Genomic DNA, 24,963 nt, shown 5'->3' on the forward strand with positions numbered 1-24,963 from the left:
GGGCTGGTAGCTCACGGCTGGTATTCGTACGCACCGAGGTCGTCGTAGCGCCGTGGTCCTTCCGCGAACGTGTTCCCGGTGGCCGGATCGTCCACTCGGGTCCGGCCCGTGACGTCGGTGGACTGCTCGCCGGAGACGCCCGAGTTGCCGCGGTCGATCGCGGCGGACCCGGTCGCGAGGCGCAGGTTCCAGGAACCTGCGGATACGAACCGCGGATCGGCCTGTACGCCGTGTGCCTCCTGCCCGGTCGCCGCGTGCATCGCGGCCAGCGACGTGTACGTCGTACCGAAGGCGTACATCTTTCCGCTCTTCGTCAGCCAGACCAGGTTGTGGTCCACCGTCGTGGAGGACGGCGCCGAGTCCCAGATGCCGATGTTCCCGGCCCGCCGCGTGCAGGCGATGCCGTGGTAGGCCGGGTACACACCGTTGTCGACGGCAACATTGTTGACGACCAGGTAGTTGCCGGACGTCCCTTCGACGTTGATACCGGTCGTGCAGTTGCGGTAGACGGTGTTGCCGATCAGCCGGCCGCCGGTGACGTTCAGGTCGTCGATGCCGTGGTCACCGTTGTTGTACGTGACGTTCAGTGCGGCCAGGTTGTCGTCGGCGCCGGTGTAGAACTGGATGCCGGAGTCCTCGTTGTCGTGGGTGACGTTGCGCAGCAGGGTGTTTCCCTCGCTGACCACGTTGATCCCGTTGGCGTTCCGTCGGAATCCGTCGGCGTTGAAACTGGCCGCGTTGCCGCTGACCAGGATCCCGGTCGAGCCCGAGGTGATCAGGATGCCGGTGCCGTGGTTGTCGTGCACGTTGTTGCCACTGACAACCGATGCGGAGGAGGACCGGATGCTGATCCCGTACGCCGTCTCGCCCGACACCGGGTGTCCGGCTCCCGTGACCGTGTTGCCGCTGATCGTGATGTCATGGCTGCCGGAAACGTACACGCCGTCGTACTTCGTTCCGCTGAAGGTGAACCCGGACAGCGTCAGGTAGGCCCGCGACGAGATGTTCGCGCCGAAGCTCGCCGGATCGAGCACCGGATGCCGGCCCGGCCAGGCGCTGATCGTGATTCGCGCGGTCGCCGTCCCGGAGACCGCCGGTTTGATCGTCTCGGTGTACGTCCCGTTGCCGACGTAGAGCGTGAAACCGGCTGCGAGCTTCGCGACTCCCTTGCCGATCGTGCAGTACGGCGTGATCGCCGTGCCAGGGCCGGCGTCGGAGCAGCCGGCTGTCGTACGGTCGACGTACAGGACCGTCGTCGTGCCGCGAGCGACGAGCGGACAGACCAGTGCGGCTCCTGACACCAGGAGTACGCCCCCCAGCCGCACCGCAAGCCTCATGACCACAGAGTGCGGCGGTTCGGTGCCGCTCCGCATCGCTCGTCCGACGTAGAAGATCGTGCCGGTCGACTGAGAAACAGCTGGGAGAAACAGCTGGGAGAACGGCTGCGTACGCCCCCAGGCCGGGCCGGCCGGGACATTCCGGTCACGACGAGGGGGTGTCGTTTCCCGGGGCCGGAACGGCGCCCGGAGCATGTGGGGTGCGTCGGGTTCGGGCGACGTACGCAGCAGGTTCCCCACTGCAGGGTGGCCCGGGGGCCGGGGTGTGGCAACAAAGATGACATGGCCGTCATCGACTGGTCAGTCGGCCGGCAACTCCAGCTCGAACAGTGCGCCGCCGTTCGGGCCGTTCCGGGCGGACAGCCGGCCACCGTGCGCGACCGCGGCGGACCGCGCCATCGCGAGCCCGAGACCGGTACCCATCCGGCCGTTCGGCGGCATCCGGTGCCAGAACCGGTCGAACACGTGCGGCAGGTCCTCCGGCTCGATCCCGGGTCCGGAGTCGGCCACCTCGACGACACAGTGGTCGGCCGATCTCCAGCAGTGCAGGCTGATCGTGCCGCCGACCGGGGTGAAGTTGAGCGCGTTCTCGACCAGGGCGTCCAGGGCCAGCTCGATCCACTCCGGGTCCGCCGCGATCCAGCCGGTCGGCTCGCAGTCGACCCGCCAGGTCCGGTCCGATCGCGCCGACCAGTTGGCGGCCAGTTCGCGGACCAGATTGCCCAGGTTCGTCGGCTGCTCGGAGAGCGCGCCGCCCGAGTCGAGCCGGGCGACCGCGAGCAGCCGATTGGACAGGGCGGTCATCCGCTCGAGTTGCTGCAGCGCGACGGACAGGTCGGAGCGAACCTCCTCGTCCAGGTCCTCGACGGCCACCAGTTCCAGGTGACCACGGGCGATCGTCACCGGGGTCCGGATCGCGTGCGACGCGTCCCGGACGAACTCGTGCTCGCGCTGCACCGCCTGGAGTTGGCGGTCGGTCATCTGTTCCATCTTCTCGACCGCCACGACCCGGCGCCGGACGTGCCAGATCATCACCAGCAACACCATCGGCATCAACGGGACCTCGGCCAGCTCGGCCCACGGCAACCGGCCCTCGGCGGCCTGGTCGACCATCAACCAGCCGCCCAGGACCGTGAACGCGACGGTCGCGGTCACGGTCGGCCCCACCGGCCAGATCCGATACCCGTAGGCGATCGCCACAGCCAGGAACATCAGGTGGAACGGACCCGCCTCAAGACCGGGAAAGACGATCATCAGCGCGAGCATGCCGACGACCACGGCAGCCACCGCGATGTCGATCAGCAGACCGATCCGCGCCGGCGGCCGGAGCCGGCCGACCCGCGGCGCGGCCAGTTCAGGCGCTCTGGAGCTGATAGCCGACATTGCGCACCGTCACGATCAGGTCGGGCCGGATCTTCGACCGCAGCCGGCCGACGCAGACGTCCACCACGTTGGTCGACGGGTCGAAGTCGTACCCCCAGACCTCCGACAGCAGTTCCTGCCGGGAGCAGACGACATCCGGATTGCGCATCAGGTGCCGCAGCAGCAGGAACTCGCGCTTCGGCAGTGCCGTCGGCCGGCCGTCGATGAGCAGTTGCCGGGCCTCGAGGTCGAGCACCATGTCGCCGACCCGGAGCCGGTTCTTGCGCCGGTTGCTCACGTCCTCACCGAGCCGGCCGCGGACCCGCGCGATCAGCTCCCGGATCGCGAACGGTTTCGCGAGGAAGTCCACCGCGCCCTGCTCGAGGCAGCTGATCCGCAGCTGGATGTCCGCCGTGGCCGACAGCACGAGGACCCGGAACCCCGGATCCTGCGCGAGCAGGGCGGACAGGACGGCCTCGCCGTGCATACCGGGCATCACCAGGTCGAGCACGATCAGCGCCGGTGCCTGCTCGAGCGCGAGCCGGAGTCCTCCCAGCCCGTCGGTCGATCCCAGCACCTGATAGCCCTCGGCCTCGAGCGCCCGGCGAACGAAGCGGATCAGGTCCGGCTCGTCATCGATCACCAGAATCTTGGTCATCCGTGCCCCCCTCAGGATGATGACCGTCTGTACGCCATTCTGAGATCCTGCCGCCTGCTACGGAAGTCCTTGCGGCGCTTTTGTGCCACTCTCCGTTAATCATCCGTTTACCTTGCTCCGCCGTGCGTGCCTTGACCGTCACTCAGTGTGGCGAGTCCGCGGACGAATCTCGTGCCAGTGGGAAGACAGGGCCGTGTCAGCGACGTTGGCAACCATGGGGCTGTGGACGAGGGAGGCGCCGTGGGCGAGCTTGAACTGGTGGGTGGGGTTGCGGTCGAGACGTACGGCTCCGGGCCAGGGGTGGTCGTGGTGCCGGGTACGAATCGGCGGGCGCATCACTATCAGGAGTTGGCGTCGGCGCTGGCCGGCGCTCATACGGTGCACGTGGTGGAGCGACGCGGGCGTGGCGCCAGCGCTGCGCGCGGTACGCCGTACAGCGTCGAGGTCGAGGTCGACGACGTACTCGGAGTGCTGGAGCAGACCGGGTCGCGAGTGCTGTTCGGGCACAGCTACGGCGGGTTGATCGCGCTGCACGCCGGGTTGCGGCAGGAGCTGGAAGCGCTGATCGTGTACGAGCCGGGCGTCAGCCTCGACGGGTCGTTCGACCTCAGCTGGCTCGAGGCGTTCAACCGGAAGGTGGCCGACGGGCGGTTCGTCTCCGCGATGGCCACGTTCCTGAAAGGCGCGCAGTTGTTGCCGTTCAAGGCGACTCCGGTGCTCTGGGCAATCTCTCTGCTGCTGATGTTCGGCCGTGAGGAGCGCGACCTGATGCCGCTGACCCCGGCCGAACTCGCCGAGGTCGCCCGCCTCGACTCCGACGGCGCCCGGTACGCCGGCATCACCGCACCGACGCTGTTCCTCGGCGGCGAGAAGACACCGTCGTACCTGACCGGCGTCCTGCCGCGACTCGCGAAGATCGTCCCGCAGGCCGACTACGCGATTCTGCCCGGCCTCGACCACAACGCCCCGGACGAGAGCGCCCCGGACGAGATCGCCCGCCAGCTCCGCCAGTACCTGGTTCGCCTCGGCCGTTAGACCGGTACTCGTTGCCGTCGGGCCAGTACTTGCCTGGAGGGAAAGTGATGTTGTACTTTCCTCTTGGGAAAGCTGTTTTCGGCAAGGCAAGGAGACTGCTGTGACCGAACAACCCTCCGCCGACGAGGCCGCACGCGCCCTGCAGGACGTCGACCGCCGCAGGGATCAGGCAATGGATTCCCTGCAGGGCGGGAAGTGGGTGGACGTCGTCTTCGCCGTCGTGATCTTCCTGTACCTCGCCTCGGCGGACTTCCTGCCCAGCGTCGCCGAGTGGAAGGGATTGGCGCTGGCCGTGCTCGTCGTGGCCTACGTGCTACTGCTGCGCACCCGCCGAGGCGCCGCGTGGCTGGGGCACAGCGTGCGAGTGGACAAGTCGGCGATCCGGCCCAAGTTCGTGGTCGGCGTCTGGCTGGTTCTCGTCCTGCTGGTCGCGGCGACGGTCGCGCTGTCGCTGCTGCACGTGCACATCCCGTACGGAAACACGATCCTGGGTGCGGTGCTGGCGATCGTGCTGATCGTGTTGGGCCGGCAGCTGCGGCGAGGCTTGGCCGCGCTGAGCCGGCGCAGCCGCTCGGGAGGTGCGGCAGATGGCGACGGCTGACCTGGACCCACTCCTGCTCGATCCCACTCGGCTGTCGATCGTGGCGCTGTTGGCCGGCACCGAGTGGGCCGAGTTCAGTTGGGTCCGCGACTCGGCCGGGTTGTCGGACTCCGCACTGTCCAAGCAGATCACCAATCTGGCCGGTCGGGGCTACATCGAAATCAAGAAGGGGTATGTGGGCAAGCGCCCGCGAACATGGCTCACCCTCAGCGCTACAGGGCACCAGGTGCTGCGTGCCCACGTCGCGGCCCTGCGCCAAATCGTCGAGCAGTCGCAACAGGCGGGCAAGGCACACCACGCGTCCGAGCCAAGCGTCTAGCCACCCCCACGACGCAGCCGCCGACTATTTCTGTCGTAGCTGACGGAACGTGCGTTGCAGGTCGGCGGTCCATTCCGTTGGGAGCTCCCACGGTATGAAGTGGCCGCCGTTGGGGTGCGCGGTGATGTTGGTGTGGTTGTACCAGGAGGCGCGGTCGCTGGACAGGAAGTTCTGGACGCGTTCCTCGGGGGTGTGGACACCAGGTGGGTTCTCGTAGCCGACGAACGTGATGCCGGTCGGGGCCTCGACGACCGGTGTGCGGTCGTGGGACGGCGTCCACGGGTAGCGGTTGTTGTTCGCGTACGTGCGGATCGAGGTGTCGATCGCGTTGCCGGCCCAGTAGATCGTCGCGTGCGTGAGCAGGTCGTCGTCGCTGAACGGCTCGTTCTCCGACCAGCTCAGCCAGCGCTCCATGATCCACGCGAGCATGCCGGCGGGTGAGTCCGCGAGCCCGTAGCCGAGCGTCGTCGGGTGCAGGGTGTGCGCGGCGAGATGTGCGGCGAACCGGCGTTCGAACTGGACGATCCCGTTGTGGATCTCGGGTGGCAGGCCCTCCGGGATCGGCCGGCCGCCGCTCAGATCCCAGCCGCGGTCGCCGTTGAAGAAGTCGAGTTTCAGCGCTGAGCCGATGTGAATCCCGTACAGCTCGTCGGCGTACTTGTGGCCGAGCTGCCCGGTCACCAGCGCGCCGACGTCGCAACCGGCCGCGGCGTACTTCTCGAACCCGAGGATGCCGGTCATCAGCTCATGCCAGACCTCGGCGATCTTCCAGAAGTTCATGTCCGGGCGGGTTGGTGTGGAGAACCCGAAGCCGGGCAGCGACGGCACGATCACGTCGAACGCGTCGGCCGGATCGCCGCCGTACGACGCCGGGTCCGCGAGCCGGTCGATCACCTTCGACCAGTGCCAGAACGTCCACGGCCAGCCGTGGCTCAGGATCAACGGGACCGGCGCCGGCCCGACGCCCGGGCGGCGGAGGAAGTGCACGGGTACGTCGCCGACGTCGACGCGGTAGTGGTCGTACGTGTTGATGGCCTGTTCCGCGGCGCGCCAGTCGTAGCCGTCGGCCCAGTACTCGACGAGCGGTTGCAGACGGGTACGACGTACGCCGTAGAAACCGTCGTCGTTGCCGGCGTCGCGCGGCCACTTCGTCGCGCGCAGCCGGGTGCGGAGATCGTCGAGAACTTCATCGGGTACGGCGATGGGAGTGGGGATCATGGTTGGTCCTCCGCGAGTTCGGTCAGGCGATGGAGTACGTCGATCGAGCCCGCGAGTACGGCGCGCTCGTCGGGGGTGAGGCGGTCCACGAGTGCCGCGAGTTTCGCGACGCGGTTCGCGTGCCGGGAGTGCACGATCTCCTGACCGGCCGGGCTCAGGGAGAGCAGGCTGGCGCGGCCGTCGGTCGGGTCGGGGCGGCGCTCGAGCAGGCCGTCGTCCTCGAGTTTGGCGACCAGGCTGGTGAGGGCCGGTTGTTTGAGCTGCTCGGTCGGCAGCAGCGCGGTGAGCCGGAGCGGGCCGTTGCGGTCGAGGGTGTGCAGCACCGACAGCGCGGAGAAGTTCAGCCGGCGGATCGAGGGCAGCCGGATGAAGATCGTGTTGAAGTCCTCGATGACCGTGGTCAGGCGGTCGACGTCCAGGTCACTCACGGACGCGACTATACATCGATTTTCGATATTTCTATCGGGTGAGCAGGATTCCCGAGACGGTGAAGGTGGTGTTGCCGGACTTGAACGTCAGTACGGCCTGGTCGGCGCTGTCGGGGAGGTGGCCCTTGAACGTGATCGTCCCGTGCTTGCTGCCGCCCGCCGGGATCCGATTCGGCCAGGAACTCTTGCCGGTGTCGGCGCGCAGCGCGGTACCGTCCGCGGCGGTGAACGTCGTACCGTCGATCGGGATCGTGAACGCCTGCTTGCTGTTGTTCGCGACCAGCACCTCGATGCGGGTGAAGTGGCTGGTGTAGGTGACGTTCTCGACCGTGATCGTGGCGGCGGAGCCGGGTTTCGCGACCGGCTTGACCAGGCGGTCGGCGCCGGACTCGTTGCCGGTCAGATAGCCGGCGACGTACTCCGTCCCCGCAGTCAGCGCAAACCCACCGACGCCGATGCCGCCGAGCACGGCCGCGATCGCGATGACCACCGATACGTCGAACCGCCCCGGCCGCCGATACTTGGGCGCCGCCGCGTCGAGCAACGCGACCACCATCCCCACCACCAGCGCAATCCCCGGCGGCACCAACCACCGCAACACCCCACCGGGCCCGTCACTGAAGAACGTGGCCACGAGGTTGACGACCAGCCCAACCCCAACCACCCCACCCCCCGCCACCAACACCCGCCCCAACCGAACCAACCCCACCGCATCCCCACCGGCCGCCGCCCGCTCCGCGCTAGGCCCCGCCGCCGCCCGTCCCCCGCTCGCACCCACCGCCGCCCGGCCCGCCCCGCCACCCGAGGGCCGGTCCACGCCGCCATCCGCCGCCTGCTCCGCGCCGAGCGGACGCGCGCTCGCGCCTGACCCCGGCTGGTCCCCGCCGGAGCCGCGCAGAAGCCGGAATCCACGGCGCTCCCTACCTGGCGCACCGCCGTCCCCAGCGGATCCGACGCCGTCCCCGCCGCGGGCGGACCGTTCGGTGCTGCGACGACTCCGGTCGCGACCGAACGTACGACGGTCTGTGCCGGGGGACCGGCGATCCGTCCCGTCGCGGCGCTCAGCACCCGCGGGCCAGCCATCGGACTCGTTCCAATTCAACTGGGACTGATCGATCCGAGCCGAAATCTCCGAAGGCGACCGCACCGGCTCCGGACTGTCCGCCGACGGATAGGCAGCCCACCCCCGATCCACCCCGGGCGCCATCCCACCGATGCCAGCCCCATCAGTACCATCCGCGGCATCCGCAGGTACGCCGTACTCACCCGCCGCGAACGGGCTCACACCAACCGGTTCCTCCGCGTCCCCGCCGGTCCCCGCAGATCCACCAGCGCCCGCAGATACGCCGTACCCATCAGCGGCATGTCCCGACCCGCCAAGCCCGTCAGCACCACCCGCAGGTACGCCGTACTCATCAGTTGCACGTCCCGATGCGCCGTGTCCGTCAGCAGCACCCTTAGGTACGCCGTACTCACCCGCCGCGAACGGGCTCGCGCCAACGGGTTCCGCGACGTCTCCGCCGGTCCCCGCAGATCCACCAGCGCTCGCAGGTACGCCGTACCCGTCAGCTGCATGTCCCGATGCGCCGTGTCCGTCAGCAGCACCCCCAGGTACGCCGTACCTATCAGCTGCATCTCCCGGCGCGCCGTACGCGTCCGACGCGAACGGGTTTCTCTCATGGGGTTCCCGGGCGTCGTCGACGGCCTCGTCCGGCCGACCGGGGTCCGCGGAAACGCCGTATCCACCCGGTGCGTCGCCCGCGGGCCGGTACGGGTCTTCCGTCGACGGGGGCGCCTGCTCGGGTGACGGATCGACGTACCCGACGTACGGCTCCTCCGCCACGGCGTACGGCGAGCCCGATGGCCGCGGCTCGTCCGTGGGTGCGGGTGGGTACGACGCCGCAGGTGGTGGAGGTGGGAAGTCGGCCGGGGTGGCGTGGCCGCTCGCGTGGAGCGCGTCGGCTGGTTGTCCCGGGTCGGCAGAGGAGGGGAAAGGCGTGGAGGAGGGGGAGGGTGTGGCGGGGGTGGGGGAAGGCGCGGAGGAGGGGGAGGGTGTGGCGGGGGTGCGGGATTGGTGGAAGGTGAGGATTGAGCGGCCGATGTGGATTCGGTCGCCGGGGGTCAGGGGCGTGGGGGCCGTGATGCGGTGGCCGTTGAGGCCGGTGCCGTTGCGGGACTCGTCGTGCAGGGTCCAGGTGCCGGCGGTGTGGGTGAGGCGGGCGTGGATGCGGGAGATCTGGTCGTCGGCCTGCAGGCGGATGTCGGCGTTCGAGGCGCGGCCGATCGTGACGGTGACGGTGGCCGCGTTGCTGTGGGTGCCTGTACCCGTGCCAGTGCCCGTACCGGTGCCGGTGCCAGTGCCAGTGCCAGTGCCCGTACCGGTGCCGGTGCCAGTGCCGGTGCCAGTGCCGGTGCCCGTGTCAGTGTCTGTGTCGGTGGCGGGCGGCAGCGTCCAGCGCTGGTTGCCGAGCGACAGCACGCATTCGGTTTCCACTCACACCCCAGCCCGCGTCGTCCTGTTCGCGATCCCTCACACCACCCGAGGCGCACCCCGCAGCAGCCAACCCTCCCCAGGCCACCCGCCACGTCCGCAGTAGCCGGCCCGTTCGCGTGATTCTGCCAGGTGGGGGTGGGGTGGGCCACTGGTGGTTCGTTGACTGTGCAGCATTGGGACTCTGTGCGTTGGTGTGCTCACGAGGTCGTGATGATTCTCAGCTAGTACAAAGCTTTGTCAGCGCTTGGTAGTGATGACAACGCGGTCAGTTGTCATCGGGGTGCCAACGGCACGACAGCGCCTTGCTCGGCGGGGGTGCCGGACATAGTGTCACGCCGCGCGATTCATCGGGGTTGGATGGAAAGGGGGGCTTGTCCGAGGCGGACCCCGGATGAAGAGGCCGGAGGTTCCAGGCGGAGGTGGTGCACCGCCTGCAGTCCGGTCCAGCGCGCAACCCGCCCAGCACCATTCATGTGAAGGGACCACTACCAATGGTCTTGTTCCAGCGTTCCCGCAAGCCTGCTGTGGTGATCGGGGTTACCAGCCTCGCCGCGGCAGCACTCGCCGGACTCGGTACGTCGGCCGCCGGTGCGGCCACGGCGGCCCAGAGTGCGGCACCGCCCCGGCCCACAGCCGCGCAGTCGAAGGCGTTCGCCGCCGACTCCGCGTCGTCACTGGTGGCCGGCCGGCCGAGCGCCCTGCACGCGTCGAAGAACGACAAGTTCATCGCGAAGCCGGTGATCTCGGACCAGTCCGGTCTGCAGTACGTCCCGTACGAGCGCTCGTACAAGGGCCTCCCGGTCGTCGGTGGCGACTTCGTCGTCGTGACCGACAACAAGGGCGCCGTGCAGGCGACCTCGGTCGCGCAGACGACCGCCGTACCGGACCTGGCCACGACCGCGAAGGTGACCGCCGCGGCCGCGCAGAAGACCGCGAACAAGCAGCTGAAGCGGGTCGACTCCTCGACCACGCCGACGCTCGCGGTCTACGCACTGAACGGCACACCGAAGCTGGCCTGGCAGTCCCGTGTCAGCGGCAGCAGCGGCAAGGAGCCGTCGAGCCTGTCGGTGTACGTCGACGCGCAGACCGGCAAGGTACTCGGTACCCAGGAACACGTGATGGCAGGTGACGGTCAGGCGGCGTACAGCGGCCCGAACCCGGTCCACCTGGACACCACGCTGTCCGGCAGCACCTACTCGATGAAGGACCCGAACACCACCAACCTGTCCTGCCAGGACGCGGCGAACAACACCACGTTCTCCGGCCCGGACGACCTGTGGGGCAACGGCAACGCGACCAGCAGGGAGACCGGCTGCGTCGACGCGCTGTACACCGCGCAGACCGAGCGGCACATGCTGACCGACTGGCTCGGCCGCAACGGGTTCGACGGTAACGGCGGGGGCTGGCCGATCCGGGTCGGCCTGGCCGACGTGAACGCGTACTACGACGGTACGCAGGTGCAGGTCGGTCACAACAACGCCAACCAGTGGATCGGTTCGCTGGACGTCGTGGGCCACGAGCTCGGTCACGGCATCGACGACCACACCCCGGGTGGCATCTCCGGCAGCGGCACCCAGGAGTTCGTCGCCGACACGTTCGGCGCGGCCACGGAGTGGTACAGCAACCAGCCGGCGGCCTATGACCCGCCGGACTTCTACGTCGGTGAAGAGGTCAACCTGGTCGGCCAGGGCCCGATCCGCAACATGTACGACCCGTCGCAGGTCGGCGACCCGAACTGCTACTCGAGCTCGATCCCGGGCTCCGAGGTGCACGCCGCGGCCGGTCCGGGCGACCACTGGTTCGTACTGCTCTCACTGGGCAGCGGTGGCAACCCGAACGTACCGACCTGCAACAGCTCGACGGTGACCGGTCTGGGCATCCAGAAGGCCATCAAGATCATGTACAACGCGATGCTGATGAAGACCAGCAGCAGCTCGTACCTGAAGTACCGGACCTGGACGCTGACCGCTGCGAAGAACCTGTACCCGGGCAGCTGCACCGAGTTCAACACCGTCAAGGCGGCGTGGGACGCGGTGAGCGTACCGGCGCAGTCGGGTGACCCGACGTGCTCGGTCTCCGGTGGCGTCAGCGTCACCAACCCGGGCAACAAGACCGCGACGGTCGGCACCGCGATCGCGCCGTTCACGTTGTCGGCCAGCGGCGGCACCGCGCCGTACACCTGGTCGGCCACCGGTCTCCCGGCCGGCATCACCATCGGTTCCTCCACGGGCACCGTTTCCGGTACGCCGACCACCGCCGGTACGTACAACGTGACCGCCACGGCCACCGCGAGCGCGGGTGGATCCGGCAGCACGTCGTTCACGATCACCGTCAGCCCGGTGGGTGGCGGCTGCTCGTCGCCCGGCCAGAAGCTCGGTAACCCGGGCTTCGAGACCGGTTCGGCGGCACCGTGGACCGCAACGGCCGGCGTGATCGACAACAGCACCTCCCAGCCCGCGCACAGCGGCTCCTGGAAGGCGTGGCTGGACGGTTACGGCACGACCCACACCGACACGCTGAGCCAGTCGGTGACGATCCCGGCCGGCTGCTCGGCCACCCTCACCTTCTACCTGCACATCGACACTGCGGAGACCACCACGACGACGCAGTTCGACAAGCTCACGGTGAAGGCGGGCACGACCACGCTGGCGACGTACTCGAACCTGAACAAGGCGAGCGGCTACTCGCTCAAGACGTTCAACCTGTCGTCGTTCGCGGGCCAGACGGTGTCGATCAGCTTCAGCGGCACCGAAGACAGCTCCCTGCAGACCTCGTTCGTCGTCGACGACACAGGCCTCAACCTGAGCTGACCTAACCAACGCACCGGCCGCCGTATCCCCTCCGAGGGGTACGGCGGCCGACGCACGTCAGCCCAGTGTCATCCGGGGTTCGCCGTTCACCAGGCCGGTGCCGGTGATGGTGCAGGTGCCGCCCCGGTTTTGGGTGTAGGTCTGGCGTACGCAGTTGCGGAGGGCGAGTTGGGCCCAGTAGTTCGGGTGCAGGGATTCCTGGATGTAGTAGTCGGAGCCGACGGTGGTGACGGTGCGGATCTGGTTGATCCACTCGGTCCTGTCGACGGCGGTCGACTGCTTCCAGGAGCTCAGACCGACCTCTTCGTACAGGCCGACGCCCTTCTCGCACAGGCGCCGTCCGTTGAACGCGGACTGGAGTTCGAGGAGCCGGGTATTCGTCAGCCCGGACTGGCCGATCGCGTCGCGGACCGTGTTGTTGATCGTGACGAGCGCCGTGCTGTTCGCCCAGTCGGCGTCGGCGTTCCAGAAGCCGCAGCCGCCGGTGCTCTGCCGGGTGTAGCCGCTCTGGCTGTACCGGAACCCGGTGGCAGTCGGGATCGGCGACGGATACGTCTGTACGACGAGGTTCCACGCGGTGTCGCCGTACCCGGCGTTGCGCATCGCGGTGCGCAGGTTCTGGAACGCGGTGACGATCTTGGCCCGGACTGCGGCGATGTTCGTCGACGTGAAGTTGGCGACGACCGACGAGTCGTCCTTGCAGTAGTCCGGGTTCCACGACGGCGACAGCAGGAAGTCCTGTACGCACTGGGTGACGATCGACGCGAAGTTGAAGTCGTTGCCGCCGATCGAGACCACCACCTGCTTGACGTTGTGGCCGGCTGCGAACTGCTGCAGCATCTTCGCCTGCCCGAGATGCCCGGCGCCGTCGTCGTAGAAGTCGATGCCGGGCTTGAAGTAGTCGCCGGTGCTGGTCGTGGTGCGGGCCCCGGAGCAAGCCAGGTTGAGCCCGCCGACTCCGCCGCCGATGTACGCCTCGGCCGCCTGACTGCGATGGCAGCGCGGGATCACCTCCGCAGTGTGGCTTGCGTTGTCGTAGTACGCCGTCGCACCGAGCGCGTCGGCCGGCGCCTCGGACTCGTTCGAACTACCGGCCCACCGGCCGGCCTCACCCGAAATGTAGGAGTCCCCAACGGTCACCACGTACGGCGTCCCGGAACCGGGACCGTCGGCGTGCGCCGGGGGAGCGACCAGGCCGAGCCCGGTCAAGGAGAGTAGAAGGACTGCTGCGGACACTCGACGACTTCTGGGAACTGGCACCGGAAGACCTCTCTCGCCGGAGTTCGGTGAGCCATTTGATCACCCGACGGGATACTTCCCGGTAACAACACTCCGTAGACGCAGAGTACTGACACCTTTGCGCCCTGTCACCGCCGTGTCAGCGCCCGTGTGGGAGCCGTGTCAGGTGCCGGGGAGGTCGACCTGCTCCGGATAGTGCTCGGTCCACCACGCCCGCCAGCGGGCCTCCAGTTCGTCGCGATCGGTGTCGCCGTAGATCGACAGGATCGCCATCGACGCCCCGCCGGGCTTCTGATCACTCGGCGGCAGATGACTCAGCACGAGCAGACCGTTGCCCCAGGCATCGACCACTACCCCGAGCTGGTGCTCCGAGCGGTACCAGATCTCGCTGTCCGCAGGGATCAGCTCCAGCGCACCGTCCTCGATCGGGGAGACGGGGCCGGCGCCGGCGAAGAACAGTGTGTGCCGTACGTCGTCGGGATGGCGTTCGACCGCGAAGCGGAGTTGGTGGAGGAAGGTGATCCAGCCCTCGGTGACGTCCTCGTAGTACGCGTCCCAGTCGGGGTCCGCGCCCAGGGGCGCGCGGGTCAGCGTGACGCGCGACCCGCCCTCGACCGCCTCGACGGCGAAGACGTCACCGTTGCCGAGGCGGAGCGTCGTACCGTCCTCGACCGCTCGGGTGAAGTAGATCTGCTCGATCTCCTCGTCCAGGCCGCCTTCGTACTCCCAGCCGTGCCAGTGCCGGATCTTCTCGCGATCTCGCAACGCGTTCCAGACCGTCTCGACCGGAGCGGCGATCGTCACCTCGATCTTCATGACTCTCCTTCGCTACTTCGAGATCCGGTACTTCGAGATCCGGTACGTCGGGGCGCCGGGTGGCCGCCCGCGATCACGCGGTACGGCCGTCCGCCGGCGCTGTCGAACTCGTCGATCACCTGCTGCATCGCCGCCGTCAGCGCGTCGGTGAACCGGTGGACGTCGCCCGGCTCCGCGAACCGCACCTCGGCCTCGACCGTGAACGTCAGCAGCCGCTTCCCGTCCGCGTCGGCGGCGGTCTGCATCCGCGCCACGTCCCGCACGGTCCCGGCGGCGACCTCGACCAGATGCTCGGCGGCGTACTGGTCCTGGATCTGCGTGAATGCGCGCCCCATCACTCCCGGATCGACCACGAGGCAGGCCGACGCGCGCAGGATCCGCTCGGTGAAACCGCGTCGTTGCCGTTCCTCGACGAGTTCCACCAGGCCGGCCTTCTCCAGTTCGCGGAGGTGGTAGTTGACCCGCTGCCGCGGCAGTTCGAGCGCGGCCGCGAGCTGGGTCGCCGACGACGGCTCCCGGAGCAGTTCGAGCAACCGCCGCCGGATCGGCGACAACGCCAACCGCACCTTGTCGGGCTCCTCGACGTACCGCAGCATGCGCCCAGCGTCCAATTGACAGAAAAATTTGTCAATGACCGATCGGCCCTCCAGATCGTCCCCCAGACCTAGGCTACTTACTTAACTTCGTGAAGCATTGACAACGGGCCCGTCGGGGTAAATAGTTCCGTCCTGAAATCAATCAGAAAGCAGAGTGAATCAACAGTGGCGAACATCGAGATTCTGCAGCTCCGGGCCGCGGGCGTCAGCCTGGTGCTCGACTGTTCCGGTCCAGGCCTTCCGTCTGTCCTGCACTGGGGTGCGGACCTGGGAGAGCTGACCGAAACCGCTCTGCTGGAACTGCGCCGCGGCGCCGGAGCAGTGCAGAGCGGCAGCGGCCTGAACGAGGACCTCCCGGTCGCGATCGTGCCGGAGTACTCGGCCGGCTGGTTCGGGCTACCCGGACTGAACGGGCACCGCGACGGCCAGGACTTCTCCCCGAGCTTCCGGCTGATGAGCACTGCCCAGACCGGAAACACCGTGCAGGTGAAGGCCGCCGACGCCGGGCTCGAGCTGAACCTGACGATCGAGCTCACCGACTCCGGCCTGGTGAAGGCGAAGGCCGACCTGACCAACACCGGTCCGACGACCTACACCGTCGACGGGCTGTACCTCGCGCTGCCGGTGCCCACCGAGGCGACCGAGCTGCTCGACATGACCGGCCGGCACATCGGCGAACGGCACCCGCAGCGGCACGCGTTCACCCAGGGCGCGCACGTCCGCGACAACCGCCGCGGCCGCACCGGCGCCGACGCCACCCTCTTGCTGCTGGCCGGCACCGAGGGCTTCGGCTTCCGCACCGGCGAGGTCTGGGGCGTGCACACCGCCTGGAGCGGCAACCACCGTTCGTACGCCGAGCGCGGCATGACCGGGTACGGCGTGATCGGCGGCGGCGAACTGCTGCTCCCGGGCGAGGGCCGCGTCCAGCCGGGTGGCACCTACAGCACCCCGTGGATCTACGGCTCGTACGGCGTCGGCCTCGACCAGCTCTCGCAGCGCTTCCACGAGTACCTGCGGGCGCGCCCGAACCACCCGAGCAACGCGCGTCCGGTCGTACTGAACACCTGGGAAGCGGTGTACTTCGACCTCGACCTGGACAAGCTGAAGGCGCTCGCGAACGCGGCCGCCGAGGTCGGCGCCGAGCGGTTCGTGCTCGACGACGGGTGGTTCCGCGGGCGTCGCGACGACCACGCGGGCCTTGGTGACTGGTACGTCGACGAGGGTATCTGGCCGAAGGGCCTGCACCCGCTCGTCGACCACGTGAAGAGTCTCGGCCTGCAGTTCGGGCTGTGGGTCGAGCCGGAGATGGTGAACCCGGACTCCGACCTGGCCCGCGAGCACCCGGACTGGATCCTCGCGGCCGGCGACCGGATGCCACCGACCGCCCGCAACCAGCAGGGCCTGAACCTCGGGATCCCGGCGGCCTACGACTACATCCTCGAGCGCCTCGACAGCATTCTGAACGAGTACGACATCGCGTACCTGAAGTGGGACCACAACCGCGACTTCGTTGACGGCGGCAACCAGCACACCGGAACCGCGGGCATCCACGAGCAGACCGCGGCCGTCTACCGGCTGATCGACGAGCTGAAGCGCCGGCACCCGGGCCTGGAGATCGAGTCCTGCTCGTCCGGCGGCGCCCGCGTCGACCTCGGCATCCTGGAGCGCACCGACCGGATCTGGGGCAGCGACAGCAACGACGCGCTCGAGCGGCAGACGATCCAGCGGTACACGCAGCTGCTGCTGCCACCGGAACTGATCGGCTGCCACGTCGGCCCGCCGCGGGCGCACACCACCGGCCGGACGCAGACGCTGTCGTTCCGCGCGATCACTGCGCTGTTCGGCCACTTCGGCATCGAATGGGACATCGCCTCGGCCGGCGCCGAGGAGCGCGAGGAGCTGAAGGGTTGGGTGGCCCTGCACAAGGAGCTGCGGCCGTTGCTGCACACCGGCCGGGTGGTCCGCGCCGACCGCGGTCCCGCCGACGTGCTCGTCCACGGCGTCGTGGCGCAGGACGGGTCGCGCGGTGTGTTCAGCGTCGTCCAGGTTGCCCAGTCGGTCACGTCGGCCGTCGGCCGGGTACGGCTGCCCGGGCTCGACCCGCAGACGACGTACCGCGTCGGCTTGGTCACGACACCCGGGCCCGAGTCGCGGACCGCGGGCTGGGCGGCCGACGGTGGAAGCGTGCAGCTGACCGGCGCCGCACTCGCCTCGGTCGGAGTACTGATGCCCGCGCAATGGCCTGAGAGCGCGATCTTGCTGGACGTCACCGCAGTCGGGTAAGCCCACCCGGCCGCAGCACAGAGAAGGAGATCCCCCGTGACCGCCACCACCAACGCACCACCGACCAGCGAACGAAGTCACGGGGGACGGGCGGCACCGCCGGGGAAGCGGCGCGGCCTGGGCGACCTCAAGGTCGCGATGATCTTCCTCGCGCCGGCCACGCTCGGCTTCGTCGTGTTCTACATCTGGCCGACGCTGCGCGGCGCGTACCTGAGCTTCACCGAGTACAGCCTGCTGCAGCCGCCGAAGTTCAACGGGCTGGCCAACTACGACCGGATGATCCACGACAGCTTCTTCTGGAACGCGCTCGGCGTCACGGTCGAGTACGTCGTGATCAACATCGGCCTGCAGACCGTGCTGGCGGTCGGGATCGCGATGCTGATGTACCGGCTGACCAAGTCGATCACGGTCCGGGCGATCATCCTGGCGCCGTATCTGGTCGCGAACGTGGTCGTCGCGCTGGTCTGGTACTGGATGCTCGACGTGCAGGTCGGCGTCGTGAACACCTTCCTCAGTTGGTTCGGGATCGACCCGATCGCGTTCTTCGGCGACTCGCACTGGGCGATCCCGACCGTTGCCGGCATCAACGTCTGGCGGCACATGGGCTACACGGCACTCCTGGTCTTCGCCGGACTCCAGACGATTCCGTCGTACGTCTACGAGGCGGCCGAGGTGGACGGATCGACCGAGTGGAAGACGTTCTGGCGGATCACGCTGCCGCTGCTGCGGCCGGTCCTGGTGATGGTCCTGGTGGTCACCATGATCGGGTCGTTCCAGATCTTCGACACGGTCGCGGTCACCACCCAAGGTGGTCCGATCAACGCGACCCGGGTCATCTACTACTACATCTACGAGCGCGCGTTCACCCGGTTCGACTTCGGGTACGCGTCCGCGATGGCGCTGGTGCTGTTCGCCATCCTCGCGGTCGTCTCGCTCGTCCAGCTGCGGTTGCTGCGGGCGCGGGAGAGTGATCTCGCATGAGCGCGACGTCCACTTCAGTACGGCAGGTGAGCGTCGGGCGCACCGTCGCCTGGGTCCTGTTGTTCATCCTGCTGATCGTCACGCTGTTCCCCTTCTACTGGATGTTGCGGACGGCGTTCTCGGACAACACGCAGCTCCCGGGACACCCGCATTCGCTGTTGCCGGTGGAGACCACGCTCGGCGCGTTCAAGCGGGTCCTCGGTTTGTCGTCGATCGAGGAGGCGCAGGCGCAGGGCGGTTCCGGCGCGGCTGTGAACTTCTGGCTGTACCTGCGAAACTCGTTGGTGGTGGCAACCATCACGACGGTCTGCCAAGTGTTCTTCAGCGCGATGGCGGCGTACGCGTTCGCCCGGCTGCGCTGGCCCGGGCGGGACAAGGTGTTCGCCCTGTTCCTGGCCGCGTTGATGGTGCCGCCGATCTTCACCACGCTGCCGAACTTCGTGCTGATCAAGAACCTCGGTCTGCTGAACAGCTTCGCCGGCATCATCCTGCCCGGCGCGTTCATGACGCCGTTCGCGATCTTCTTCCTCCGGCAGTTCTTCCTCGGCATCAACCGGGAACTGGAGGAGGCGGCGATGATCGACGGCGCCGGGCACCGGCGGATCTTCTTCGGCCTGATCATCCCGATGAGCGGGGCGCCGATCGCGACGCTGGCGATCCTGACCTACATCAACTCCTGGAACGACTACTTCTGGCCACTGCTCGTCGGGCAGCAGGAGAACGTCCGGGTGCTGACGGTCGCGCTGGGCGTGTTCCGGTCGCAGACGCCGCAGGGCGGTCCGGACTGGGCCGGACTGATGGCGGCGACGCTGATCGCGGCGCTGCCGATGATCATCCTGTTCCTGGCGTTCGCCAAGCGGATCACCAACTCCATCGGCTTCTCGGGGATCAAATGAACCTCTCACGAAGGACCCTGCTGAAGGCAGGTCTGGCCTCGCTCGCCGTACCGGCCGTTGCCGCCTGCAACAACGGCGCCGCGGCCCGCGGCGACGGCGAGATCATCTACTGGTTGTGGGACTCCGCGCAGCTACCGATGTACACCGAGTGCGCCAAGGTGTTCCACGAGCAGAATCCGCAGTACTCGGTGAAGATCGAGCAGTACGGCTGGAACGACTACTGGTCGAAGCTCGTCACCGGGTTCATCTCCGACACCGCGCCGGACGTGTTCACCGGGCACTCCTCGAAGTACCCGTTGTTCGCGGACAAGGGGCAGGTGTTGCCGATCGACGACTACGTTGCCCGGGACAAGGTTGACCTGAGCATCTACCAGAAGGGTCTCGCGGATCGGTGGATCGGCGCCGACGGCAAGCGGTACGGGTTGCCGAAGGACTGGGACACCGAGGTCTACTTCTACAACAGCGCGTTCACCGAGGCGGCCGGGATCAGTACCGAGCAGCTCAACTCGATGACGTGGAACCCTCAGGACGGCGGGACGTTCGAGCAGATCGTCCGCCGGCTGACGGTCGACTCCAAGGGCCGCCGCGGCGACCAGCCGGGGTTCGACAAGAACAACGTGAAGGTCTACGGACTCGGGTACGCCGACGCCGGTGGCGGCGACGGGCAGACCAGTTGGAGCTGGTACGCCGCGACCAACGGCTGGAAGTACTCCGAGGGTGAACCGTGGGGGACCAAGTTCTTCTACGGCGACCCGAAGTTCACCGAGACGATCGCGTGGTGGCGCGGGCTGATCACCAAGGGCCTGATGCCGACGTACGCGCAGGCGAAGTCCGGGGTGGACGTGACCACGTCGTTCGGTGCGGGCAAGTACGCGATCACGCCGAACGGGTCCTGGATGCTCGGGACGTACGGCACGCTGAAGCAGGTGAAGACGAAGCTGGCCCGGCTGCCGATCGGGCCGATCGGCAAGCGGATGTCGATGATGAACGGGCTCGCGGACACCATCTGGGCCGGTACGACGCGGCGGGACGCGTCGTGGGCCTGGGTGAAGTTCCTCGGGTCGCAGACCGCGCAGGACATCGTCGCGAAGGCGGGGGTGGTGTTCCCGGCGGTGGCGGCGAGCATGCCGGCGGCGAAGGCGGCGTTCGCGAAGAGCGGGTGGGACGTGACACCGTTCCTCGAGCCGGTCGAGGCCGGGGACGTGTTCCCGTACCCGGCCAACCCGAACGCGGCGGACGTGACCGCGGTGATGACGCCGGCGATGGATGCGGTGATGTCGTTCGAGGCCGATCCGTCGTCGCTGGCGAAGGCGAACGCGGACGTGAACAAGATCCTGGCGGTCAACAGCTGAGGGTAAACCCTGGGTGGCACTACGCCCGGGGGAGTACGTCGTACTGCGTCCAGCGGTGCAGCGTGCTCCTCCGGGGGTAGCGGAGGTGCCGCCGCCCAGGCGACGCGGGACAGGGGTGTTGGACGACAACCTTGGTGGCATCGGAGAACCTTCGACCACCAGGGAGAACGATGAACGAGGAGAGGCCGGGCGGCCCGATCCGCATCGGCGACCGCGAACGCGAGGACGCCGTCAAGCGCCTCGGCGAACACTACGAAGCCGGCCGGCTGACCGCGGAGGAACACTCCGACCGGGTCGACCAGGTCCTCAAAGCCAAGACCGAAGCAGACCTCCGGGAACCCTTCGCCGACCTCCCCGGCCCTCACCAGGCAAGCACCTCCGGTGGCACCGGCAGTGGTGGATTTGGTCCAGGCGGGCGTCCATGGGCCGGGCGTGGGTTCGTCGGGCGGATGCCGTTGCCGTTGCTGGTGCTGTTGGGCGTGCTCGGCGTGCTGGCTTCGATCGGTTGTGTGTTCGGGGGCGGTCACCCGCCGATCCTGCCGATCCTGTTGATCGGCGCCGCCGTGTACGTGATCCGCAAGCGCCGGACGGAGCGCCGGGCATGAGAAACGTGTACCGCATCGTCGGCATGCTGATCGCGATCGCCGTCGCCTTGCAGGTCGCGTCGATCGCGCTGTCCGGCTTCACCATCGCCAAGGACGCCAACAACGGTACGGCGATCGGCGCGGACTACAGCAACTTCGGCGAGGCGTACCACAGCATCGCCGGGATGGTGATCGGTCTGCTCGCGCTGGTACTGCTGATCGCGTCGTTCATGACCGACGTTCCGCGCGGCCGGACGCTGGCCGGCGTCGTGGTGCTGCTGGTCGCGCTGCAGTTCGTCCTCGCGACGGTGTCCTTCGGGGTGCCCGCGCTCGGAGTCCTGCACGGTCTGAACGGTCTCGCAGTCGCCGCCGTCGCAAGCGTCGCCTCGAGGCGGGCCGTCGTACCGAAGGAATCCGTGCCCAGTGCCTGAGGTCAAGAAGCGTCAGTGGGGCAGGCTGGTCGCACTAGGGGGCACACTGGCGGTGCTCGTGCCGCTCGGCTACCTCTGGGCGACCAGCCTGGTGCCGGACTCGTACAACCCGGCAAAGATGGGGTACGCCGACTACGGCGGCGGCTCCATGGAACACATGCACCACGAAGGGATGAGCGTCACCGAACTTACTGGCCCCAGGACTGGTAAGCCGGACGTCGACGTGACGCTGGTGGCGCGGAAGCAGAAGTACCAACTGGCGTCCGGCGGGACCGTCGACGGCTACACCGTCAACGGGACGTCGCCCGGACCGCTGATCCGCGCGAAGGTCGGCGACCTGGTCCAGGTCACGTTCGTCAACGAGTCCGTGAAGGACGGCGCCACCCTGCACTGGCACGGCATCGACGTACCGAACGCCGAGGACGGCGTGGCCGGGGTGACGCAGGACGCCGTACCGGTGGGTGGAAAGCACGTGTACCGCTTCAAGGCCTCGCAGGCCGGGACGTACTGGTACCACTCGCATCAGGTGTCGAGCGACGAGGTGAAGGGCGGCCTGTTCGGGCCCATCGTGATCGCGCCGGCCGCGCCAGGTGAGGTCGTCGCGACAATCCACACGTACGACGGCAAGCGGACCATCAACGGGCGCACCGGGAATGGGCGGGTGGAGCTGCCCGCTGGTACGACGGCCCGCGTGCGGGTGATCAACACCGACAACACGGTCCTGCGCGTGGGGCTCGTCGGCACGCCGTACAAGGTCGTCGCCGTCGACGGGAACGACGTACACGATCCGACGCCGGTGACTGCTGCGTATGCGCTACCAGCCGGCGGACGTGTGGATCTCGAGGCGGTGGTCCCGCCGGGCGGGATGCGTCTGGTGGCCGGTACGTCGTCGTTGTCGCTCGGGATCGCGCCCGCCGGCACCGACCCACCGAGCGCGGAGCTGCCTGGGAACACGGTCGATCTGCTGACCTACGGAACGCCCGCGCCGCTCGGCTTCGAGCCGGGCAAGGCGAACCGCACGTTCGAGTACCGCATCGGCCGCACTGCCGGTTTCCTGGACGGCAAACCGGGGCTGTGGTGGACGATCAACGGCCACAAGTTCCCCGACGTACCGATGTTCATGGTCGCCGAGGGAGACGTGGTCCGGATGAAGATCTCCAACACCAGCGGCCAAGCCCACCCCATGCACCTCCACGGCCACCACGCGGTCGTCCTCTCCCGCAACGGCATACCCGCCACCGGCTCCCCGTGGTGGACGGACACCTTGGAGGTAGGCAACAAGGAGACGTACGAAATAGCCTTCGTAGCCAACAATCCAGGCCTCTGGATGGACCACTGCCACAACCTCCCCCACGCCACCCAAGGCCTCATGACCCACCTCATGTACGAAGGCACCACCACCCCCTACCGAGTAGGCGGCACCTCCCGCAACGAACCTGAGTAGAAGCGCGCATCATGGGTCAAGTGAGCGCCCCCGACAACGACCTCCATGGCCGCCAGTTGGCGCTGCTGCTGCTCTTCTTCAGCACCGTCGGGGGAGCCCTGTACTTCCTCGGCTGGCTGACCCGCCCGAACTTCATCTACGACGATCCACTCGTCTGCGCATTCATCGCGGGCGCGGCCTGCATCCCCGCCTACGTCCTGGTCGAGCAGTTCAGTTGGTGGAAGCGCTTGGAGCAGCCGACCGAACGCACGAAGACCCGCCGCAAGCGGATGAGGTCGCGCGCGTCGGCGAAGGCGCGCGCGTCCCGGTCCGGGCGTCGGTTGCGGCCCAGCCTGCTTGAAGTGCTGATTCGGACGGTCCGCGTGTTGGTCGGCGTACCGATCGCGTTGGGCTCGCTGGCCATTCTGCCGCTCGGGATCACGGCCGGCCACGACAACCAGCGCCTGATCGCGCGCGGTCCGATCCAGCAGGCCGTGGTCGTCTCGGTGACCGAGGACAAGTGGTCCAGGTCCCACGAGGTGACCGTCAAGGTGGCACGCCCGGGCGACGGCGTGGCGGTCGAGGTGGACGGCGGCGATCAGCTGGATCCGGAGCCGGCCGTGGGCGACCGGATCGACGTGGTGGTCGATCCGGAGGATCCGTCGAACGTTGTTGCGGCCCGGGTCGACTGGTCGATGCCGTGGTGGGCTTGGCCGTTCGGCATCGTGATCACGCTGGTGCTGCTCGCGATGGGGCTCGGGATCGCGTTCGGGTGACCGCTCAGGACGCCTGGTCGAGGGCGGCCAGCCGGGCGCAGGCGGCTTGGAGGGCGTCGGACTGGGTGGTGTAGATGCCGTACCAGAGGGGGTTGTCCGGCTGTGGGTCCAGTTCGTCGTCGACGTCGGCGTACCATTCGTCGAGCGTTCTGAAGACCCGTGCGTGTAGATGGTTGTCGTTCACCGCACCACTCCTGGAAGTGAGAACCGTGTCCTACTCACAGGATGTGACGACCGCCGCGGCGATGCGGTGAACGACACGCCTATGTGACCAGTACGGTGATGCGCTGGGCGGTGTTGTTGGAGAAGCCGCCGCGGTTCCACTCCGCCTCGATGGGTTGTTCGCGGCCGCTGGTGTCGTACGCGCGGACCGTGAGGACGTGCTCGCCCGGCGTCGCCTCCCAGTCGTACGCGAACGCCCGCCACGCCAGCTCGTCGTTGCTTGGGGCATCCAGTTTGGCCTCGTGCCAGTTCACGCCGGCGTCGGTGCTGACCTCCACCCGCTCGATCGGCGCCCACCCCGACCAGGCCCGCCCGAACAACGGAACGGTGCCGGCGGCAACGAACCGGTGGCGGCTCATGAAGTCGGGGAAACCGGGCGGTATCAGCAGCGCCCGCGGCTCGATCCGCGTCACCGGGCGCCCGGGGTCGTCCGGCGTCTTCCGCAGTACGTAGGCGACCTTGTTCTGATACCCGTCGAACTCGTGGTCGATCACCTCGATCGACCGCAGCCACTTCACGCTGGCCATCCCGTACCACCCCGGTACGACGAGCCGCAGCGGATACCCGTGCTGCGGCGGCAACGGCGCACCGTTCATCTCCCACGCCACGATCGTGCCGGACTCGATCGCCTCCGCTACCGACAGCCCGCGCTGGTAGTCCTGCTCGACACCGCGCTCCACCCCGTGGTCCGCGCCGGTGAACACGACGTCGACGGCGTCCTCGCGCAGCCCCGCCAACCGGAGCAGATCGGCAAGCAAAACGCCGGTCCATTCCGCCGTACCGACCGCCTCCGACAACCACGGCTGGCTGATCGGCCGCGGCTGCAGCGTCGCCCGCCCGTTCCCGGCGCACTCGAGCGTGACCCGGATCGTCCGCCGGCCCATCGCCCGCAGCTCGGTCAGCCCGAACGACAACGGCTCCTCGACACGACCCCCCACGGTGAGCCGCCAGTCACCCGCCGCCGTCGCGGGGATGTCGTAGTGCACGAGCACGTAGTGCAGCCCCGGCGGCGTCACGTCGTACCGCAACCCCTCCAACGGCATGCCATGATTCCGTGCCGCCAACTGCAGCTCGTCCCCCGTAATCCCCTCACCGGTATCCG

The 24,963-nt window shown here is 68.1% G+C and carries 24 protein-coding genes and 1 pseudogene; 12 read left to right on the forward strand and 13 right to left on the reverse strand.

The window, feature by feature from the left end:
* Positions 1-11 precede the first annotated feature (11 nt).
* The 3 genes from FB475_RS23895 to FB475_RS23905 form a co-directional block, all read right to left on the reverse strand.
* Complete coding sequence (locus FB475_RS23895) at positions 12-1,337, reverse strand: right-handed parallel beta-helix repeat-containing protein (protein ID WP_185759405.1); 1,326 nt, start codon at positions 1,335-1,337, stop codon at positions 12-14.
* Positions 1,338-1,637: 300 nt separating this feature from the next.
* A complete protein-coding gene (locus FB475_RS23900) occupies positions 1,638-2,720 on the reverse strand; it encodes a sensor histidine kinase (protein ID WP_141858800.1) in 1,083 nt (360 codons plus the stop codon).
* Positions 2,692-3,357: a response regulator transcription factor gene (locus tag FB475_RS23905; protein ID WP_141858801.1), complete on the reverse strand. Its 666-nt coding sequence runs from the start codon at positions 3,355-3,357 to the stop codon at positions 2,692-2,694. The genes FB475_RS23900 and FB475_RS23905 overlap by 29 nt, the downstream gene beginning before the upstream one ends.
* 240 nt (positions 3,358-3,597) lie before the next feature.
* Here FB475_RS23905 and FB475_RS23910 point away from each other — a divergent pair, with 240 nt between their 5' ends.
* From FB475_RS23910 to FB475_RS23920, 3 genes are all read left to right on the forward strand, one after another.
* Positions 3,598-4,392, forward strand: a complete 795-nt coding sequence (locus FB475_RS23910) for an alpha/beta fold hydrolase (protein ID WP_185759406.1) — start codon at positions 3,598-3,600, stop codon at positions 4,390-4,392.
* A 100-nt stretch (positions 4,393-4,492) separates the two neighbouring features.
* Positions 4,493-4,993 (forward strand): hypothetical protein, encoded by a 501-nt coding sequence (locus tag FB475_RS23915; RefSeq protein ID WP_141858803.1) that lies wholly within the window; start codon positions 4,493-4,495, stop codon positions 4,991-4,993.
* Complete coding sequence (locus FB475_RS23920) at positions 4,980-5,312, forward strand: winged helix-turn-helix domain-containing protein (RefSeq protein WP_141858804.1); 333 nt, start codon at positions 4,980-4,982, stop codon at positions 5,310-5,312. Before FB475_RS23915 ends, FB475_RS23920 begins: the two co-directional genes overlap by 14 nt.
* 24 nt (positions 5,313-5,336) lie before the next feature.
* Here the strand turns inward: FB475_RS23920 and FB475_RS23925 are convergent, their stop codons facing one another.
* From FB475_RS23925 to FB475_RS38415, 5 genes and pseudogenes are all read right to left on the reverse strand, one after another.
* A complete protein-coding gene (locus FB475_RS23925; protein ID WP_141858805.1) occupies positions 5,337-6,530 on the reverse strand; it encodes an epoxide hydrolase family protein in 1,194 nt (397 codons plus the stop codon).
* Positions 6,527-6,958 (reverse strand): MarR family winged helix-turn-helix transcriptional regulator, encoded by a 432-nt coding sequence (locus FB475_RS23930; protein ID WP_141858806.1) that lies wholly within the window; start codon positions 6,956-6,958, stop codon positions 6,527-6,529. The genes FB475_RS23925 and FB475_RS23930 overlap by 4 nt, the downstream gene beginning before the upstream one ends.
* Positions 6,959-6,989: 31 nt before the next feature.
* On the reverse strand, positions 6,990-7,622 hold the full coding sequence (locus FB475_RS37760) for a hypothetical protein (RefSeq protein WP_238332371.1): 633 nt from the start codon (positions 7,620-7,622) through the stop codon (positions 6,990-6,992).
* Between the two features lie 617 nt (positions 7,623-8,239).
* Positions 8,240-8,638, reverse strand: a complete 399-nt coding sequence (locus FB475_RS37765; protein ID WP_238332372.1) for a hypothetical protein — start codon at positions 8,636-8,638, stop codon at positions 8,240-8,242.
* 403 nt (positions 8,639-9,041) lie between these two features.
* Positions 9,042-9,452, reverse strand: a pseudogene (locus FB475_RS38415) (FHA domain-containing protein); the annotation flags it as partial.
* Positions 9,453-9,943: 491 nt separating this feature from the next.
* Here FB475_RS38415 and FB475_RS23940 point away from each other — a divergent pair.
* The gene (locus tag FB475_RS23940) at positions 9,944-12,262 is read left to right on the forward strand and encodes a M4 family metallopeptidase (protein ID WP_141858808.1); all 2,319 of its coding nucleotides are present in this window, start codon (positions 9,944-9,946) and stop codon (positions 12,260-12,262) included.
* Positions 12,263-12,319: 57 nt separating this feature from the next.
* On the opposite strand, the gene FB475_RS23945 is transcribed toward FB475_RS23940, so the two are convergent.
* The 3 genes from FB475_RS23945 to FB475_RS23955 all read right to left on the reverse strand — a co-directional run bounded on the left by FB475_RS23945 (position 12,320) and on the right by FB475_RS23955 (position 14,913).
* A complete protein-coding gene (locus FB475_RS23945; RefSeq protein ID WP_141858809.1) occupies positions 12,320-13,498 on the reverse strand; it encodes an SGNH/GDSL hydrolase family protein in 1,179 nt (392 codons plus the stop codon).
* A 165-nt stretch (positions 13,499-13,663) separates the two neighbouring features.
* Entirely contained in the window at positions 13,664-14,317 is a 654-nt protein-coding gene (locus FB475_RS23950) for an SRPBCC family protein (RefSeq protein ID WP_141858810.1), read from the reverse strand.
* On the reverse strand, positions 14,314-14,913 hold the full coding sequence (locus tag FB475_RS23955) for a winged helix-turn-helix domain-containing protein (protein WP_238332373.1): 600 nt from the start codon (positions 14,911-14,913) through the stop codon (positions 14,314-14,316). Before FB475_RS23955 ends, FB475_RS23950 begins: the two co-directional genes overlap by 4 nt.
* A 165-nt stretch (positions 14,914-15,078) precedes the next feature.
* Between FB475_RS23955 and FB475_RS23960 the strand changes: the two genes are divergently transcribed.
* From FB475_RS23960 to FB475_RS23995, 8 genes are all read left to right on the forward strand, one after another.
* The gene (locus FB475_RS23960; protein WP_141858812.1) at positions 15,079-17,196 is read left to right on the forward strand and encodes an alpha-galactosidase; all 2,118 of its coding nucleotides are present in this window, start codon (positions 15,079-15,081) and stop codon (positions 17,194-17,196) included.
* Between the two features lie 36 nt (positions 17,197-17,232).
* Positions 17,233-18,177: a carbohydrate ABC transporter permease gene (locus FB475_RS23965; RefSeq protein WP_141858813.1), complete on the forward strand. Its 945-nt coding sequence runs from the start codon at positions 17,233-17,235 to the stop codon at positions 18,175-18,177.
* Positions 18,174-19,073 (forward strand): carbohydrate ABC transporter permease, encoded by a 900-nt coding sequence (locus FB475_RS23970; protein ID WP_141858814.1) that lies wholly within the window; start codon positions 18,174-18,176, stop codon positions 19,071-19,073. The genes FB475_RS23965 and FB475_RS23970 overlap by 4 nt, the downstream gene beginning before the upstream one ends.
* A complete protein-coding gene (locus FB475_RS23975) occupies positions 19,070-20,425 on the forward strand; it encodes an ABC transporter substrate-binding protein (RefSeq protein WP_141858815.1) in 1,356 nt (451 codons plus the stop codon). Before FB475_RS23970 ends, FB475_RS23975 begins: the two co-directional genes overlap by 4 nt.
* A 170-nt stretch (positions 20,426-20,595) precedes the next feature.
* Positions 20,596-21,030: a DUF1707 SHOCT-like domain-containing protein gene (locus FB475_RS23980; RefSeq protein WP_141858816.1), complete on the forward strand. Its 435-nt coding sequence runs from the start codon at positions 20,596-20,598 to the stop codon at positions 21,028-21,030.
* Positions 21,027-21,440, forward strand: coding sequence for a DUF6220 domain-containing protein (locus tag FB475_RS23985; protein WP_141858817.1), 414 nt, complete (start codon positions 21,027-21,029; stop codon positions 21,438-21,440). Before FB475_RS23980 ends, FB475_RS23985 begins: the two co-directional genes overlap by 4 nt.
* Positions 21,433-22,884 carry a multicopper oxidase family protein gene (locus FB475_RS23990; RefSeq protein ID WP_185759407.1) on the forward strand — a complete coding sequence of 484 codons (1,452 nt, stop codon included), beginning with the start codon at positions 21,433-21,435 and terminating at the stop codon, positions 22,882-22,884. Before FB475_RS23985 ends, FB475_RS23990 begins: the two co-directional genes overlap by 8 nt.
* A 20-nt stretch (positions 22,885-22,904) precedes the next feature.
* On the forward strand, positions 22,905-23,639 hold the full coding sequence (locus FB475_RS23995; protein WP_141858818.1) for a DUF3592 domain-containing protein: 735 nt from the start codon (positions 22,905-22,907) through the stop codon (positions 23,637-23,639).
* A 4-nt stretch (positions 23,640-23,643) separates the two neighbouring features.
* On the opposite strand, the gene FB475_RS24000 is transcribed toward FB475_RS23995, so the two are convergent.
* Together FB475_RS24000 and FB475_RS24005 are read right to left on the reverse strand one after the other, a co-directional pair.
* Complete coding sequence (locus FB475_RS24000) at positions 23,644-23,823, reverse strand: hypothetical protein (protein ID WP_141858819.1); 180 nt, start codon at positions 23,821-23,823, stop codon at positions 23,644-23,646.
* Positions 23,824-23,902: 79 nt separating this feature from the next.
* Positions 23,903-24,904: a sulfite oxidase gene (locus tag FB475_RS24005; RefSeq protein WP_238332374.1), complete on the reverse strand. Its 1,002-nt coding sequence runs from the start codon at positions 24,902-24,904 to the stop codon at positions 23,903-23,905.
* Positions 24,905-24,963 lie beyond the last annotated feature (59 nt).

It is taken from the genome of Kribbella jejuensis (genome assembly GCF_006715085.1).
Classification (GTDB): Bacteria; Actinomycetota; Actinomycetes; order Propionibacteriales; family Kribbellaceae; genus Kribbella; species Kribbella jejuensis.